Source organism: Rahnella sp. WP5 (assembly GCF_000745615.1).
Taxonomy (GTDB): Bacteria; Pseudomonadota; Gammaproteobacteria; order Enterobacterales; family Enterobacteriaceae; genus Rahnella; species Rahnella aceris.
On the sequence record NZ_JQJR01000010.1, the window covers coordinates 163,442 to 179,304 of the forward strand.

15 protein-coding genes are annotated in these 15,863 nt (G+C 54.7%); 7 read left to right on the forward strand and 8 right to left on the reverse strand.

Annotated elements, in window-relative coordinates; translation table 11 throughout:
* Positions 1-18: 18 nt before the first annotated feature.
* Genes lsrD through lsrA form a run of 3 tightly spaced genes read right to left on the reverse strand, consistent with a single transcriptional unit; the run spans position 19 to position 3,676 of the window.
* Positions 19-1,044 (reverse strand): autoinducer 2 ABC transporter permease LsrD, encoded by a 1,026-nt coding sequence (gene lsrD / locus EX31_RS09790; protein ID WP_037034454.1) that lies wholly within the window; start codon positions 1,042-1,044, stop codon positions 19-21.
* Positions 1,044-2,120 carry an autoinducer 2 ABC transporter permease LsrC gene (gene lsrC, locus EX31_RS09795; RefSeq protein WP_013575892.1) on the reverse strand — a complete coding sequence of 359 codons (1,077 nt, stop codon included), beginning with the start codon at positions 2,118-2,120 and terminating at the stop codon, positions 1,044-1,046. Before lsrC ends, lsrD begins: the two co-directional genes overlap by 1 nt.
* Entirely contained in the window at positions 2,114-3,676 is a 1,563-nt protein-coding gene (gene lsrA / locus EX31_RS09800; protein WP_037034455.1) for an autoinducer 2 ABC transporter ATP-binding protein LsrA, read from the reverse strand. Before lsrA ends, lsrC begins: the two co-directional genes overlap by 7 nt.
* Before the next feature lie 231 nt (positions 3,677-3,907).
* Here lsrA and lsrR point away from each other — a divergent pair, with 231 nt between their 5' ends.
* Both lsrR and lsrK read left to right on the forward strand, forming a co-directional pair.
* Positions 3,908-4,882, forward strand: a complete 975-nt coding sequence (gene lsrR / locus EX31_RS09805) for a transcriptional regulator LsrR (RefSeq protein ID WP_037034457.1) — start codon at positions 3,908-3,910, stop codon at positions 4,880-4,882.
* Between the two features lie 70 nt (positions 4,883-4,952).
* Positions 4,953-6,545, forward strand: coding sequence for an autoinducer-2 kinase (lsrK, locus tag EX31_RS09810; RefSeq protein ID WP_037034616.1), 1,593 nt, complete (start codon positions 4,953-4,955; stop codon positions 6,543-6,545).
* A 58-nt stretch (positions 6,546-6,603) separates the two neighbouring features.
* Here the strand turns inward: lsrK and kdgT are convergent, their stop codons facing one another.
* On the reverse strand, positions 6,604-7,602 hold the full coding sequence (kdgT, locus tag EX31_RS09815) for a 2-keto-3-deoxygluconate transporter (RefSeq protein WP_013575896.1): 999 nt from the start codon (positions 7,600-7,602) through the stop codon (positions 6,604-6,606).
* 259 nt (positions 7,603-7,861) lie between these two features.
* A complete protein-coding gene (gene fsa, locus EX31_RS09820) occupies positions 7,862-8,527 on the reverse strand; it encodes a fructose-6-phosphate aldolase (protein WP_037034458.1) in 666 nt (221 codons plus the stop codon).
* Between the two features lie 147 nt (positions 8,528-8,674).
* Between fsa and EX31_RS09825 the strand changes: the two genes are divergently transcribed.
* From EX31_RS09825 to EX31_RS09835, 3 genes are read left to right on the forward strand one after another with little or no spacing between them, the layout of a single operon-like run.
* A complete protein-coding gene (locus tag EX31_RS09825; RefSeq protein WP_037034460.1) occupies positions 8,675-9,574 on the forward strand; it encodes a glycyl-radical enzyme activating protein in 900 nt (299 codons plus the stop codon).
* Positions 9,575-9,579: 5 nt separating this feature from the next.
* The gene (locus EX31_RS09830; protein ID WP_037034462.1) at positions 9,580-12,012 is read left to right on the forward strand and encodes a formate C-acetyltransferase/glycerol dehydratase family glycyl radical enzyme; all 2,433 of its coding nucleotides are present in this window, start codon (positions 9,580-9,582) and stop codon (positions 12,010-12,012) included.
* A gap of 60 nt (positions 12,013-12,072) precedes the next feature.
* Positions 12,073-12,816 carry a DeoR/GlpR family DNA-binding transcription regulator gene (locus tag EX31_RS09835; RefSeq protein ID WP_013575900.1) on the forward strand — a complete coding sequence of 248 codons (744 nt, stop codon included), beginning with the start codon at positions 12,073-12,075 and terminating at the stop codon, positions 12,814-12,816.
* 42 nt (positions 12,817-12,858) lie between these two features.
* Here the strand turns inward: EX31_RS09835 and araD are convergent, their stop codons facing one another.
* The gene (gene araD, locus EX31_RS09840) at positions 12,859-13,554 is read right to left on the reverse strand and encodes an L-ribulose-5-phosphate 4-epimerase (protein WP_015690062.1); all 696 of its coding nucleotides are present in this window, start codon (positions 13,552-13,554) and stop codon (positions 12,859-12,861) included.
* A gap of 272 nt (positions 13,555-13,826) precedes the next feature.
* Here araD and osmB point away from each other — a divergent pair, with 272 nt between their 5' ends.
* Positions 13,827-14,045: an osmotically-inducible lipoprotein OsmB gene (gene osmB / locus EX31_RS09845; protein WP_013575902.1), complete on the forward strand. Its 219-nt coding sequence runs from the start codon at positions 13,827-13,829 to the stop codon at positions 14,043-14,045.
* A gap of 231 nt (positions 14,046-14,276) precedes the next feature.
* Here the strand turns inward: osmB and yciH are convergent, their stop codons facing one another.
* Both yciH and pyrF read right to left on the reverse strand, forming a co-directional pair.
* Positions 14,277-14,606 (reverse strand): stress response translation initiation inhibitor YciH, encoded by a 330-nt coding sequence (gene yciH / locus EX31_RS09850; protein WP_037034463.1) that lies wholly within the window; start codon positions 14,604-14,606, stop codon positions 14,277-14,279.
* Between the two features lie 12 nt (positions 14,607-14,618).
* Positions 14,619-15,347: an orotidine-5'-phosphate decarboxylase gene (gene pyrF, locus EX31_RS09855; RefSeq protein ID WP_037034464.1), complete on the reverse strand. Its 729-nt coding sequence runs from the start codon at positions 15,345-15,347 to the stop codon at positions 14,619-14,621.
* A gap of 191 nt (positions 15,348-15,538) precedes the next feature.
* Here pyrF and EX31_RS09860 point away from each other — a divergent pair, with 191 nt between their 5' ends.
* Positions 15,539-15,826 (forward strand): Arc family DNA-binding protein, encoded by a 288-nt coding sequence (locus EX31_RS09860; RefSeq protein ID WP_015690064.1) that lies wholly within the window; start codon positions 15,539-15,541, stop codon positions 15,824-15,826.
* Positions 15,827-15,863: the final 37 nt, after the last annotated feature.

The window sequence follows — 15,863 nt, forward strand, 5'->3', positions numbered from 1 at the left end:
TTCATCATTAACCCCGGCTTATTGAGAAGACGTCAAGGAAGGAGAAGGCGCAGACCCGCGCCGGCGATAGCGCTGGAAAACACTGCGGATAAGACCACGGTTGAGGCTGGCAGAGCGGCCAATCACCACCAGGATCAGCAGCGCGCCGGACAGCGCACTGGAAACCTGACTGGAGATGCCAACCATCTGCAAACCCTGCTGGAGATACCCGATCAGCAGTGTCGCCAGCGCTGTGCCGAGAATGGAACCTGAACCGCCGTAGATATTGGCACCGCCCAGCACGACCGCGGTGATAGCGGGCATCAGCAGCGCATTACCGAGATCAGAGCGCGCCGAGCCGAAATACGAAGTCATCAGAATGGCGGCCACGGCCGACGCCAGCCCGGTCATGCCGTAGAGCGCAAACACCGTGCGGCTGACCGGCAATGCACCATAACGCGCCACACGGGCATTCTGACCGATGAGGAAGACGTTGCGACCGGTGCGACTGCGGTGCATCAGCAGCCAGAAAAACAGTGTCGCCAGCAGGAAGATCACCAGCGGCATGGGCAGGCCCAGCACAATCTGATTGGCAAAGTTGGTGAACGCATCGGGGAAATTACCGATACCCTCAAAACCCGTCGCGCCCGCCAGTCCGGAAAGCAGTAAGGCGCTGCCGCCGAACAGGTAGAGCGTCCCCAGCGTGATGACCAGCGGATTCACGCCGGTATAAAGAATCAGCGCCGCATTGAGCAAACCACAGGCCGCGCCCAGTGCCAGCGTAAGCATAATGGCCAGTGCCAGCGGCACACCGGCCTGACACAGTACACCGAGCGCGATGGCGCACAGTCCGATGGTGGAACCAAAGGAAATGTCGATACCGCCGCTGACAATCACCAGTGTCAGTGGCAACGCCACAATCCCGATGGTGATGAAATCACTGGTGCTGAACAGCAGCGTACTGGCGTCCAGCATGCGCGGATTGGCGAAACCGAACAGTAAGATTTCGATGACCAGCAACGCCAGCAGCGCGATTTCCCAGCCATATTGTTGGAGTTTGTTCATCACACTACCCCGCTCTTTTTGCCGGTACTTAGCCGGCGGCTTGTATTTTTCGGTTGCTGAGATTTGCGTTCAGCGGGTTTCTTCTGAGGCGGCGGCGTGGCCGCCAAAAAGCGTGAATACTTCTGCCGCCGCAGGTTTTTCTCCAGCGCCTGCCGCAATCTGCCGTCAAATACCAGCACTGCCAGCAGCACCAGCCCGGCGATAAAATCGTTCCACCACGCCGGAAGGCGTAGCAGCACCAGTACGCTGTCGATTTGGGTCAGGAAATACGCGCCGAGCACCGCACCGAGAATGGAGCCAGTGCCGCCGAGCAGGCTGATGCCGCCCAGCACGCAGGCGGCGATGGCTTTCATCTCCAGCCCGCTGCCGGTCTGATTGGGCACGAAGCCGATTTGTGAGGCGAAGACAATTCCGGCAATGGCGGCCATCATGCCGTTAATGCCAAATGCCAGAATACGTACGCGGTTGACGGCCACGCCAAGTTGTCTGGCGCCCTGTAAGTTGTCGCCGACAGCGTAGAAACTGCGGCCAAACGCCGTGCGACCCAGCATCCAGAACATCGCAGCCAGCAAGACGATCACCAGCCAGCCGAGCGGGGAGACATTGAGGAAAACCGGTTCTGACAGAGATTTCAGCCCGGCCGGTAAGCCTTCAATCCATTTGCCGCCAGTCATCAGCAGCATCAGCCCGCGGTATAAACCCAGCGTACCGAGCGTGGCGACAATCGCCGGAATACGCAGCCAGGCGACCAGCACACCGTTAAATATTCCGGCCAGTAAACCGGTGCCGAGAGTCAGCAGACAGGCCAGCGGCAGGTTCACGCCGCCGTTGAGCAAAACCCCCAGCGTCACGGCGCACAGGCCGGTAACGGAACCGACCGACACGTCGATGTTGCGGGTCAGCATCACCACGGTGGCACCCATCGCCAGCAGCATCAGGATCTGCGCGCTGCCAAAAATCATGCTCAGTGTCTGAAAGCTGAACGACTGCCGGTCCATCGCACCGAGCAAGGCAAACAGCGCAATAATCGCCATCAGCGCGGTCAGTTCACGATTGTTTTGTATCCGCTTTAGCATGAGGTTCCTCCGGTGGCGGGGGTTTTGGCATGATTACCAAATGCGATATGCATAATGTTGCTGACGTTGATGTCGCTGCCCTGCAATTCGCCGCTCATTTCCCCCTGATGCATAACGAATACCCGATCCGCCAGTCCTTCAATTTCATCCAGATCAGATGAAATCAGGATCACCGCCACGTTCTGTTGCACCACTTCGCGCAGCAACTGGTAAATGTCAGCGCGCGCGGACACATCCACGCCGCGCGTAGGTTCATCGACAATCAGCACCGCGGGCTGTGCCTCAAGACATTTGGCGATCAACAGTTTTTGCTGATTACCGCCGGAAAGCGTACGGGCAGTTTGTGACCCGTCGCGGTATTGAATGCCGAGCGCACGGTGATAGCGTTCGAGCACCGCCGCTTCGCGTTTGATGTTCAGCCACCAGCCCTGACGGTTGAAGGTGAGTGAGGTGGTGTTCCAGCTCAGCGGCGCGTCGAGATACAGGCCGGATGCCTGCCGGTCTTCCGGCAAATACACCAGCCCTTTTTTCAGCCGCTGTAAGGTCGTCAGGCCGCTGATGTCTTGTTGCTGCAAAAGCACCTGACCACGTCGGGCGTCACGCAGGCCATACAGGGTTTCTGCCAGTTCGGTGCGCCCTGCCCCCACCACGCCTGCCAGCCCGACGATTTCCCCGGCGCGGGCGCTGAATGAAATATTAATAAAACCCTCACCGGTCAGGTTTTGTACCTGCAAGACCGGTTCGCCGCCTGCCGGGTTACGCCGTGTGCCGGGTAAATCCAGCCACAACTTTTGCTCTGCGGGCAGCGCGGTGTCCTGGGAATGCGGGGTGATAGCGCGGATCAGCGCATCGTTATCCAGTTCGGCGAGCCTGCCGCTGAGCGCAATTTTGCCATCACGCATCACACTGACCCGGTCGGCAATCGCACGTATTTCCGGCAGTTTGTGCGAGATGAATACCACCCCGACTCCCTGCCCGGTGAGATGACGGACTTGTGTAAACAGGCGGGCGGATTCCGCCGGTGTCAGCGAGGCAGTTGGTTCGTCAAGGATCAACAGCCGCGCATCGCGCATCAGCCCGCGCAGGATTTCCACCAGTTGCTGATCGGCCACTTCAAGGGTTCCGGCCAGGGCACCCAGCGGTAAATTGCACCCCAGATCAGCCAGCGTTTGCTGCAATTTTTTTTCGCCGGCCTGATGTGCAGGCAGGCGGAACAGGATGTTCTCGCGCACGGTCAGGCTGGGAAACAGCATCGGCTCCTGCGGTACCAGATAAATCCCCGCCTGATGCGCTTTTGCTGGTGACAGCGCCAGTAAAGGCTCGCCGCCGAGCAGTAACGTGCCGCTGTCGGCTATTTCGACACCGGCAATGATTTTCATTAGTGTCGATTTACCCGCTCCATTGCCGCCAAGCAGCGCGTGGACTTCTCCGCATTGCAGGCTGAAATCGATGTCTTTCAGCACCGCCACGCCGGAAAAGCTTTTACTGACACCGCTGACCTGCAACAGCAGATTCGTGGTTTGCAGGTCTGCTGATAACTGTTTGCTGCTCTGCATACACCGGCCTCTGGCTTGATACATTAATTGAACAAATGTATTTATCATTTAACATTGTTCATAAAACTAGACCGAGGTGGCAGGGAAAACTTTTGTGCTGATCACAGTTTGTTCAACTCATATACTCTGCGTTATGATTCAGGCAGTAATCATTTGAAATTTGCAAAACACATCACAGTTAACAACATTTTGTTAACGAACAATTGATCTACATTTTGATAAGTGTTCACTATGAATGAGAAGACAACGCTTTCCGATTTGACTAACCATCCGGAATTCAGCATGGGCGAAGAGGAACTGCTGGCGCGCACCGCGTGGTTCTATTACCACGACGGCCTGACCCAGAATGAAATTGGTGAACGGCTTGGTTTGACGCGGCTGAAAGTGTCACGCCTGCTGGAAAAAGGCCGGCAGTCAGGAGTGATCCGCGTACAAATTAACTCGCGTTTTGAGGGCTGTTTGACGCTGGAAAATACCCTGCTCGAACGCTTTGGTTTACAGCAGATCCGCGTGCTGCCACAGCTGGCCGACGGCTCGCTGAGCACACGGCTGGGGGTCGGCGCAGCACACATGCTGATGACATTGCTCAGGCCGGAACAACTGCTGGCTGTGGGTTTTGGCGAAACGGCGATGAGTACGTTGCAACATCTGAGCGGATTCATCTCCTCACAACAAATCCGCATGGTCACGCTTTCCGGCGGCGTCGGGCCCTATATGACCGGGATTGGTCAGCTTGATGCAGCCTGCGGAGTGAGCATTATTCCGGCTCCGCTGCGGGCGTCATCAGCCAGCGTGGCGGCTATTTTCCGTCAGGAACGTAATGTACACGATGTCATGCTGGCCGCCTGCGCGGCAGATATTGCGGTCGTCGGCATTGGCTCGCTGAACCAGAAACAGGACGCGACTATTTTGCGCTCCGGTTATATCAGCGAAGGTGAGCAGTTGCTGTTTGGCCGCAAAGGCGCGGTCGGCGACATTCTCGGTTTCTTTATGCAGCGCAACGGCGAGCTGGCAGAAAACATGGCAATCCACGATGAGCTGATTGCCGTCGCGCCGGACGAACTGGCCAGCATTCCGACCGTGTTAGGCGTCGCAGGTGGGGTCGAGAAAGCTGAAGCCATCGTCGCGGCGCTGAAAGGCAAACGAATTAATGCACTGGTAACTGAAGAGAGCACAGCAAGAGCCATGCTGGCGCTGCTCGACTGACCCGCAGGGTGTAAGGGGCGTGGCGGTCAGGTATACGGTGCCCGATAAACTGGCACGAGAGAACATTGCGATGACCTCTACCCTGAACTCTGACCACGACCGCAGCTATCTGATGGCGCTGGATGCTGGTACCGGCAGTATCCGCGCGGTGATTTTCAATCTCGAAGGCGAGCAGATAGCCACCGGACAGGCCGAATGGATCCATCTGGCGGTGCCGGATGTGCCCGGTTCAATGGAATTTGATCTGCAAAAAAACTGGCAACTGGCCTGTCAGTGTATTCGTCAGGCATTGCAGGAAGCACATCTCCCCGCTTCTGCGATCCGCGCAGTGGCGGCCTGTTCCATGCGCGAAGGGATCGTGCTGTACGACAAATCCGGCGAACCTGTCTGGGCCTGCGCCAACGTCGATGCCCGCGCCAGCCGTGAAGTTTCCGAATTAAAAGAGATCCACGATTTCGAATTTGAACGCGAAGTCTATGAATGCTCCGGTCAGACACTGGCCCTCAGCGCCATGCCGCGCCTGTTATGGCTGGCCCATCACCGCCCCGATATTTACCGTCAGGCTGCCACTATTACCATGATCAGCGACTGGCTGGCCTACATGCTCAGCGGCGAACTGGCGGTGGATCCGTCCAACGCCGGTACCACCGGCATGCTGGATTTAACCACCCGCAACTGGCGACCTGAGTTGCTGGATATGGCAGGGCTGCGCGCCGATATACTTTCTCCGGTGGCTGAAACGGGTACACGCCTCGGTTATGTCACGGCCAGCGCGGCCGATGCCTGTGGACTGAAAGCCGGAACGCTGGTCGGCATGGGTGGCGGCGACGCGCAACTTGGCACGCTCGGCCTGGGTCTGGTGCGTCCCGGCCAGACCGCCGTCCTTGGCGGCACATTCTGGCAGCAAATCGTCAACCTGCCGGAAGCGGTCACCGACCCCGAAATGAATATCCGCGTCAATCCGCACGTCATCCCCGGTATGGCACAGGCCGAATCCATCAGTTTCTTTACCGGACTGACCATGCGCTGGTTCCGTGACGCATTCTGTACCGAAGAGAAAACCATGGCGCAGCGTCTTGGCGTGGATGCTTACAGCTTGCTGGAAGACATGGCCGCCCGCGTGCCTGTGGGGGCCTGGGGCGTCACGCCGGTATTCTCGGATGCGATGCATTTCAAGAACTGGTATCACGCCGCCCCGTCGTTCATCAATCTGTCCATCGACCCGGAAAAATGCAACAAACCGGTGCTGTTCCGCGCGTTAGAAGAAAACGCCGCCATCGTATCGGCGTGTAATCTGGATATGATCGCCCGATTTTCCGGTGTACGCGCCAGGTCGCTGGTGTTCTCCGGCGGCGGTTCGAAGGGCAAATTATGGTGTCAGATTTTAAGTGATGTGACGGGTGTTCCGGTCAATGTGCCGGTGGTCAAAGAAGCCACCGCGCTGGGCTGTGCGATTGCAGCGGGTGTCGCGGCAGGCGTGTATTCGTCGCTTGCAGACACCGGTGAAGCGCTGGTGCGCTGGGAACGGGAATATCAGCCGGATGTGGCGAACCACGCAAAATATCTGGTGCAGAAAGCCAACTGGCAGGAAGTGTATGCGGATCAACTGGGGCTGGTGGACCGGCAACTGACAACATCGATGTGGAAAGCGCCAGGACTGTGAGGATAATTCCGGACTGCTTCCTCCCCTGCGAAGGGGAGGAAGCAGTCCAAATCTGGCGTTATTTGATACTCGCCATCGGCGGATCCATCGCCACTTTGCCTTTCACTGCTTTGTTCTTCACTCTTCTCGACCACATTGCGGTCAGGATCGGCACCAGAATTGAGGTGACGATAACCGAGGTAGCAACCAGCGCGGTTGCAGCCGGGGCAATCGGTTTGAACTGCGGCACCATTTCAGCAATCAGGACCGGCGTTGCCACCGCGGCCCCCGCAGAACTGGAGGCAGCGAGACCGGCGGTACCATCGCCGCCTCCGATGAATTTGTCGGCGAGGATCAGCGGAATACCGGTGATGACGATAACCGACATCCCCAGCAACACGCCTAACAGACCGGTTTGTGCGATGACGTTCAGGTTGATGGTATTACCGAGTGCGAAGGCGAAGAACGGGATCAGGGTTTGTACCGCTTTGCTGAAGAATTCGCGCAGTTCCGGGTCGAGATTGCCCAGGCTGAAACCGACCAGGAACGGCAACACGGCGCCAACGAAGACGTGCGGTTCAAAAGACGCGATACCTGCCGTGCCGAGGATCACCATGGTCATCAGCGGGCCGGATTCCAGAGACATCAGCACAAATGCGCCCGCTTCTTCTTTCGTGCCGTATTGCTGCATTACCGAGGCATACAGGCCGCCGTTGGTCATGTCCATTGCAGCCACCAGTGCCAGCACGGAAAGTCCGGCGAAGAAGCCGAATTCCACACCATTTTCCGGCATGAACCGTGATGCTATCGCCGCCACAATCCACGCCACCGCGATTTTGGTGACCACCAACGTGCCGGATTTACGCAACACCGTGCCGGTCGCGCTGAGTTTGATGGAGGCTCCCATGCAGAAGAACCACACCGCCAGAATAGGTACGGTGCCGGTCATCAACCCGTTGGTGAAGGAACCAAAATATTTGCCCGAATCAGGCGCGAAGGTATGGCACAGCGCACCAATGAAGAGAGGCACCAACATCATCCCGCCGGGGATTTTTTCTATCGCTCGTTTAATGTGCATAATTTTCACCTGATTTAAAAGTCACGGACTACCTGATGCCGCTACGTTATCCATTTCTCAGGGTGATAAAAGTGATTCAACTCATAAATTGAAACGATGTTTCTATTTTTTAGATCGGTAGTTTTAATAATTTACTCCGTCAATATTTAATTTCGGAGAGAAATCACATTTTCGAATTATTTGTACGAAAATGCTTAACACACAAAAACAAAAAAGCCCGCAACAGTTGCCTGTGCGGGCCGGGTATCACGCAAAAACGTCAGCTCAGCGATAAAGTGCCGAACGCCTGACGCCAGTCAGTATCAAACTTTTCAATCGCCGCTTCGACGGCAGGTGTATTGAGTAACTGTTCGGCCACATCCACCGGTAAGGTGATTGACTGACATCCCGCCAGCAGGCAATCCATCGCCTGACGTGGGGTTCGGAAACTGGCGGCCAGCACCTTCGATTGCGGCGCGTGCAGGCTGAGCAAGGTCTGCAACTCTTTGACCATCGCGATGCCGTCACCGCCCTGTGCATCCAGACGGTTCACATAAGGCGCAACGTATTCCGCCCCCGCCAGTGCCGCCAGTAATCCCTGACCTGCGCCATACACCGCCGTGCCCAGCGTCGGGATATTCATGCCCTTCAGCTTTTTAATGGCCGCCAGACCTTCACGGGTTACCGGCACTTTCACGACCAAACCGGACACCCGCTGCGTCAACAACAACGCTTCTGCAACCATTTGTTCGGCGTCGGCAGCAATCACCTGTGCGAACAATTTACCGTTACCCCCCAGCGCATCGCGCAAGGCAGGCAGCACTTCCCACAGCGATTTACCTTCTTTCGCCACGATGCTCGGATTGGTAGTAACCCCCTGCAACGGCAGGATGCGCGACAAACGTTTTACCGCAGTGACATCGGCAGTATCGAGATACAGCTCCATAACTTTCTCCCTGAAACTTGTGAGTGAATGCAAAGTTCAGAGAGTGTACGTCAGCAAGCGGAAGGTTTGTTGATCATCATCAAAATAACTTTCGAATGAAAGTTATTAAATTGCGAAAGAAGATTCTTAGCACCAGGGAGCGTCGAGATGATTTTCAATGTGCAGCGTTATTCCACACATGATGGCCCGGGGATCCGGACGGTGGTTTTTCTGAAAGGCTGTTCCCTGAGCTGTACCTGGTGCCAGAATCCGGAAAGTCGTTCGGCAGCGCCTGACGTGCTGTTCGATTCACGTTTATGCAGCGCAGGATGTCAGCACTGCGCAAAGACTTTTCCACATGCTGTCAGCATAGAACATGAGCGCATCGGGGTTCGGCATGAACAATTTCAGGCAGAAGATCTCTGTCTGATCGAACAGGTTTGCCCTTCCGGCGCGCTGAGTGTGTGTGGAAATGACGCGGATATTGACGCCCTGATGCAGCAAATCCTGCGGGATAAACCTTTTTATACCCGTACCGGCGGCGGTGTGACGCTTTCCGGCGGCGAACCTTTCCTGCAGCCACAAATTGCGCTGACACTGCTGCAACGTTGCCGTCACGAAGGGCTGCACACCGCTGTGGAAAGTTGTCTGCATGTGCCGTGGAAATACATTGAGCCTTCGCTGGGGGCGCTGGATTTATTGCTGGCGGATCTCAAGCATGTGGCCGATGAACCTTTCCGCCGATTGACCGGCGGTTCCGCCAAAAGAGTGAAGGATAATTTCCGTCGTCTGGCTGCGGCCGGACAAAAGCTCATCGTCCGTGTGCCGTTAATTCCTGATTTTAATGCTGACCGGGCATCCATCCGCCAGATCGTTGATTTTGCGGCGGATGAAACCGGCTGCGAAGCCATTCACTTTTTGCCGTACCACACGCTGGGCATCAATAAATATGTCCTGCTGGGGCAACCTTATCTGGCGCCACGCCAGCCGTTAAATGACCCTGACCTGCTGACGTTCGCTGAACAATACGCCGCAGAAAAAGGACTTTGTGCACAGTTAAGAGGATAAGAAAAATGACCCAACTGAATCTGAACACCCTTTCCGCCCGTATCCGGTCTCATAAAGAAGCCCTGATTCACATCGTCAAGCCACCGGTATGTACCGAGCGCGCACAGCATTACACGCAGGTTTATCAGCAACATGCTGACAAACCGCTGGCGGTACGCCGCGCGCTGGCGCTGGCTGAACATCTGAGCAAACGCACTATCTGGATCAAACATGACGAGCTGATCGTCGGTAATCAGGCCAGCGAAGTGCGCGCTGCACCGATTTTCCCGGAATACACCGTGGGCTGGATCGAAAGTGAAATTGACGCGCTTGCTGACCGGCCGGGCGCAGGTTTTGCCGTCAGCGAAGCCAACAAAAAAATCCTGCATGAACTCTGCCCGTGGTGGCGCGGGCAGACCGTGCAGGACCGCTGCTACGGTATGTTTACCGATGAGCAGAAAGCGTTGCTCGACAGCGGTATCGTAAAAGCCGAAGGCAATATGACTTCCGGCGATGCCCATCTGGCGGTGAATTTCCCGCTGCTGCTGGAACTGGGTCTGGACGGATTACGCAGTAAAGTGGGCGAGCGTCGCAGCCGCATTCGGCTGACTGACTGGGAAGATTTGCATAAAGAGCAATTGCTGAAAGCCATTGATATCACGCTGGCAGCGGTCAGCGACCACGTCGTGCGTTTCGCACAACTGGCACGGGAAATGGCCGCCACGGAAACCCGCGAGCAGCGCCGTAGCGAGTTACTGACCATCGCCGCCAACTGCGACGTCATTGCTCATCAGCCACCGCAAAACTTCTGGCAGGCGCTGCAACTGTGTTACTTCATTCAGCTTATTTTGCAGATTGAATCCAACGGCCACTCCGTGTCGTTTGGCCGCATGGATCAGTATTTGTATCCGTTTTATCGTCGTGACGTTGAGCTGGAACAAACGCTGGAGCGTGAACAGGCCATCGAACTGCTGCAAAGCTGCTGGCTGAAATTGCTGGAAGTGAACAAGATCCGCTCCGGTACGCATTCCAAAGCGTCGGCGGGCAGCCCGTTGTACCAGAACGTCACCATCGGCGGTCAGAATTTGCATAATGACGTGGCATCCGATGCGGTCAATCCGCTGTCATACGCCATTCTGGAATCCTGCGGACAATTGCGATCCACCCAGCCGAATCTGAGCGTGCGCTATCACGCCGGAATGAGCCGCGACTTCCTTGATGCCTGCGTGCAGGTGATCCGCTGTGGTTTTGGCATGCCCGCCTTTAATAACGATGAAATTGTTATTCCAGAATTCATCAAACTGGGCGTCGAAAAACAGGATGCTTATGATTATGCCGCCATTGGCTGCATCGAAACGGCAGTCGGCGGCAAGTGGGGCTATCGTTGTACCGGCATGAGTTTCATCAACTTTGCCCGCGTGATGCTCGCCGCGCTTGAACAGGGGCACGACGCGAAAAGCCATACCCGCTTCCTGCCGCAGGAACGCGGTTTGTCGCAAGGGAATTTCGATAATTTCGATCAGGTCTTTGCGCAGTGGGATGAACAAATCCGTTATTACACCCGCAAATCCATCGAAATCGAATGCGTGGTCGATACGGTTCTGGAAGAGAATGCGCAGGATATTTTGTGTTCGGCGCTGGTCGATGACTGTATAGAACGCGGGAAAACCATCAAGCAAGGCGGTGCGAAATACGACTGGGTTTCAGGATTGCAGGTCGGGATCGCCAATCTGGGTAACAGCCTGGCGGCAGTGAAAAAGCTGGTATTCGATCAGGGTGTGATTGGCCAGCAGGAGCTGGCCAACGCGCTGGCTTCAGATTATGAGGGACTGGACGGCGAACGACTGCGTCAGCGGCTGATTAACGGCGCAGAGAAATACGGCAATGATCAAGACGAGGTCGATAATTTGCTGGTGCGTGCGTATCAGTGCTATATCGATGAACTGTCGAATTATCACAATACCCGCTTCGGACGCGGCCCGGTCGGTGGCACGTATTACGCGGGTACATCGTCTATTTCGGCCAACGTGCCGTTTGGTGCCGCCACTACCGCCACGCCGGATGGACGTAAAGCCTTTACGCCGCTGGCGGAAGGGGCCAGCCCGGCATCCGGTACCGATCATCTCGGGCCGACAGCGGTCTTTAATTCGCTGAGCAAATTACCGACAGAAGCGATTCTCGGCGGCGTACTGCTCAATCAGAAACTGAATCCGGCATCGCTGGAAAATGAAAGCGAACGCGAGACGTTAATGCTAATGCTGCGGACATTCTTTGAGGAACATCGCGGCTGGCATGTTCAGTACAATATTGTTTCCCGCGAGACATTACTTAAAGCGCGTGAGGAACCGCAGAACTATCGCGACCTGGTTGTCCGTGTCGCCGGTTACTCCGCATTCTTTACGGCCTTATCGCCTGAGGCTCAGGATGATATTATCGCCCGTACAGAACATTCACTTTAAAATTCGCATCTGAATTTAACTTTCAACGGGCGGCGCAGGCTGCCCGTATTTTGGGCGGTTATGAACGACAGACAACAAGTTATTCTGCAATGGGTAAACGATAAGCAGCGCATCAGCGTCAGTGAGTTGTCACAGATTTGTCAGGTGTCAGAAGTGACGATCCGCCACGATCTTACGCTACTGGAACAGCGACATTATCTGCGCCGTGCGCACGGTTTTGCCGTCGCTATCCAGACCGATGACGTGGATACCCGCATGATGTCGAATTTTGCCCAGAAGCAGAAACTGGCGAAGTTTGCGGCATCCCTGATCCAGGACGGCGAAACGGTATTTTTCGAAAGTGGCAGCAGTATCGCCTTGCTGGCGCAATATCTTGCCGATAAGAAGAACCTGACGGTGATTACCGTCAGCGGTTATGTCGCCTCTTTGCTGAAAAGTATGCCCTGTGACGTGGTTCTGCTCGGCGGGATGTATCAGAAAACCAGTCAGACAGTGGTCGGCCCGCTGACCAGAATGTGTCTGCAACAAATGAATTTCAGTAAAGCGTTCATGGGCATCGACGGCTTCACCGATACCACCGGCTTTACCGGCCGGGACATGCTACGTGCTGATGTGGTGAATGCGGTCGTGGCTAAAGGTGCGGAAAATATCGTGCTAACGGATTCATCGAAATTCGGTCAAATAAATCTTAACCCGCTGGGGCCGGTCAGCGCCTTCAGCCGGGTCATCACTGACGACAAATTATCCCCTGAATATCAGCAGCAACTTTCCGCTGCCGGGATTAAGGTCAGCCTGGTCGGCTGACCTATCCTTATCTGTGCCCCCGATAATTCGGGTTTCAGGGGATTATTGGCCGTAGTAGGCATTCTTGCCATGTTTACGCAGGTAATGCTTATCCAGTAATTGCGGCTGCATATCCGGCAACTGCGGCGTTAACTGGCGGGAGAAAATGCCCATGTAGGCGACCTCTTCCAGCACGACGGCGTTATGCACGGCATTATCGGCATCTTTCCCCCAGGCAAACGGCCCGTGCGAATGCACCAGTACAGCCGGAATGTCTGCCGGCGACAGATGTCTTTCCGCGAAGGTTTTAACGATGACTTCACCGGTCTCCCATTCATAACGTCCGGCGATTTCCTCTTCGGTCATCAGCCGCGTGCAGGGAATGTTGCCGTAGAAATAATCCGCGTGCGTGGTGCCCCAGGCGGGAATATCCAAACCGGCCTGCGCCCAGATGGTTGCGTGACGCGAATGCGTATGAACAATACCCCCTGCTTCCGGGAAATTCAGGTACAGTACCCGGTGGGTATCGGTATCGGAAGAAGGCTTTTTGCTGCCCTCGACGATTTTGCCGGTCTCCAGTTCCACCACCACCATGTCGTCCACGCCCATGTGGTCGTATTCCACTCCCGACGGTTTAATCACGACCAGCCCAAGTTTACGGTCAACGGCGCTGACATTTCCCCAGGTAAAGGTCACCAGATTATGGCGAGGCAGTGCCAGATTGGCCTCTAATACCTGCTCTTTCAGTTGCTTTAGCATCTTGGTTTCCTCTTATTACGAGGCTTTATTGTCTGGGTGACGGGTGTGTGCAGGTATGGGGGAAATCGCTAAAGAGTGCGTACAGATCTGCTGCAAACGTAAAAGTGCCCATTTGTTCCACAAACCGTTGAATGTTTGTCCAGCTTTTTAGTCTTTTGTGTGGTGAGAAAGAGCATCCTTGGTGAATTAAGATTATTCACCTAGTGAATGTATATCAATTTCACTATTTTTAATTAACGGATGCACAACTGCGTCTGGATAGGAGAAAAATTATGATGCTCGTGAATAAACGTGTTGCCAGTATCGCACTGGTTCTGACTCTGGCAATGTCTGTCAGCGCTTGTGGTAACTGGTCTAAGCGTGACCGTAACACCGCTATCGGTGCGGGTGCAGGTGCGCTGGGTGGTGCAGTTCTGACTGACGGCAGTACCTTAGGGACATTAGGTGGCGCTGCAGTGGGTGGTATCATCGGACATCAGGTCAGTAAGTAAAAACAACCAGGAGATAAGTTCTATTTAACTGGCATCAAAAACGTAAGCGTTAAGCAACGAATAAAGCTAAAAATAGGATTGGGTTGTTTTTCAGGTCAACTTTATTGTCATCAGATGGATGACAAACAACGTGCTTTCGCGTTGTGATATCTCTAAAAGCTAAAGCAAGATGCTGCACCTTTGCGGATGCAGCATCTTATTATTAACGGTCAGTGATCGTTTACAGACAGGTCAGCCCCCCGCCAGTTTCACTTTCATGCCTTTCGCTTCCAGCAGTTGTTTAAGCAGATCGCGTTTGTCGCCCTGGATCTCAATCACGCCGTCTTTCACCGCACCGCCACAACCGCATTTCTTTTTCAGTTCGGCAGCGAGTTTTTCCAGTTCAATATCATCAAGACTGACACCGGTGATCAGGCACACGCCCTTCCCTTTGCGCCCGCTGGTCTGGCGCTGAATACGCACAATGCCGTCACCTTTCGGACGCTCAGCCACGACTTTGGGCTCATCGATTCTGCCGCTGTCGGTCGAATACACTAAACGGCTGTTGCTGTCATTGTTCATGGTTTTTCCTTCTTAGCGCAGTGATGCCAGAATTTCACGCAGGGTCTGCGCCGGATCGACAGATTGCGTGATCGGCCGGCCAATCACCATGTAATCCACGCCCGCCGCCAGCGCTTCCTGTGGCGTCATGATACGACGCTGATCATCGGCTTTGCTGCCAGCCGGGCGGATACCCGGCGTCACCAGTTTGAACGCCTGCCCGAGAGCAGATTTAAAACGGGTCGCTTCCTGCGCGGAACACACTACGCCATCGAGGCCGCAGTCGCGTGTCAGGCGCGCCAGACGTTCAGCATAATCAGCCGGAGAAAGTTCAATACCTAAATCCGCCAGGTCATTGTCTTCCAGGCTGGTCAGCACCGTGACGGCAATCAGTAAGGGGACATCTTTTCCAAACGGTGCCAGCGCCTCCCGGGCCGCCGTCATCATGCGCGCACCGCCGCTGGCATGCACATTCACCATCCAGACACCCAAATCTGCCGCAGCAGCCACAGCGCGCGCAGTAGTGTTAGGGATGTCGTGGAATTTCAGATCCAGAAAGACGTCGAAACCGCGGGTCTGCAGATCTTTGACCATCTGCGGACCAAAATGGGTGAACATCTCTTTGCCAATTTTCAGACGGCAATCACGCGGATCGATTTTGTCAGCAAACGCCAGTGCGGAGGATTTATCGGCATAATCGAGAGCGACAACAATCGGTGATGTATTTAAGTCTTTGTTGTTAGTGTTATTTTCGGACTTCATCTCGTCAGCCTCTTGTCAGTTTTTACGTCAGGAAGAAATAATATAATTTTTGCCGCCGATATTTTACATGGCAAACCACTGAATTCACAGCTACACCTAATGTGACAGTTTTATTAAATTTTTGTGATGCACTAGACGATGCAACAAGGCTGGCTTAGCTTGTTACTTTTACTCTAAGGAAAGGCAGAAAAATGAGTGAGATAACAACCCTGACCGTTAAAATTCCGGTTGAATTGAAAGAACTGATCAAAAACGCCGCTGCGGAAGCAGAACATTCATTAAGTGCAGAAGTTGCGGCACGCCTGGAAGAGAGTTTTAACCCTGCTGCGCCCAAAGGTAAAAAAGCCGCTAAAGCCACAGAACACGAAATTGATAATCAGCATCTTGCAGAAGAGACTGAACCCGCGCTGACCACCAAAGAAATCAAGAAATTGCGGACGTTGCTTAATGCCCGCAAGGCGAGCAGCAAGAAGAAGTAAGAGTCGATTTAAAATATACTGCGGTTTCCCCTAAATA

What these genes read in the sequence shown, in the direction of transcription:
- lsrD (WP_037034454.1), bottom strand. Translation starts at nt 1,044, where the DNA reads ATGAACAAACTCCAACAATATGGCTGGGAAATCGCGCTGCTGGCGTTG.
- lsrC (WP_013575892.1), bottom strand. Translation starts at nt 2,120, where the DNA reads ATGCTAAAGCGGATACAAAACAATCGTGAACTGACCGCGCTGATGGCG.
- lsrA (WP_037034455.1), bottom strand. Translation starts at nt 3,676, where the DNA reads ATGCAGAGCAGCAAACAGTTATCAGCAGACCTGCAAACCACGAATCTG.
- lsrR (WP_037034457.1), top strand. Translation starts at nt 3,908, where the DNA reads ATGAATGAGAAGACAACGCTTTCCGATTTGACTAACCATCCGGAATTC.
- lsrK (WP_037034616.1), top strand. Translation starts at nt 4,953, where the DNA reads ATGACCTCTACCCTGAACTCTGACCACGACCGCAGCTATCTGATGGCG.
- kdgT (WP_013575896.1), bottom strand. Translation starts at nt 7,602, where the DNA reads ATGCACATTAAACGAGCGATAGAAAAAATCCCCGGCGGGATGATGTTG.
- fsa (WP_037034458.1), bottom strand. Translation starts at nt 8,527, where the DNA reads ATGGAGCTGTATCTCGATACTGCCGATGTCACTGCGGTAAAACGTTTG.
- EX31_RS09825 (WP_037034460.1), top strand. Translation starts at nt 8,675, where the DNA reads ATGATTTTCAATGTGCAGCGTTATTCCACACATGATGGCCCGGGGATC.
- EX31_RS09830 (WP_037034462.1), top strand. Translation starts at nt 9,580, where the DNA reads ATGACCCAACTGAATCTGAACACCCTTTCCGCCCGTATCCGGTCTCAT.
- EX31_RS09835 (WP_013575900.1), top strand. Translation starts at nt 12,073, where the DNA reads ATGAACGACAGACAACAAGTTATTCTGCAATGGGTAAACGATAAGCAG.
- araD (WP_015690062.1), bottom strand. Translation starts at nt 13,554, where the DNA reads ATGCTAAAGCAACTGAAAGAGCAGGTATTAGAGGCCAATCTGGCACTG.
- osmB (WP_013575902.1), top strand. Translation starts at nt 13,827, where the DNA reads ATGATGCTCGTGAATAAACGTGTTGCCAGTATCGCACTGGTTCTGACT.
- yciH (WP_037034463.1), bottom strand. Translation starts at nt 14,606, where the DNA reads ATGAACAATGACAGCAACAGCCGTTTAGTGTATTCGACCGACAGCGGC.
- pyrF (WP_037034464.1), bottom strand. Translation starts at nt 15,347, where the DNA reads ATGAAGTCCGAAAATAACACTAACAACAAAGACTTAAATACATCACCG.
- EX31_RS09860 (WP_015690064.1), top strand. Translation starts at nt 15,539, where the DNA reads ATGAGTGAGATAACAACCCTGACCGTTAAAATTCCGGTTGAATTGAAA.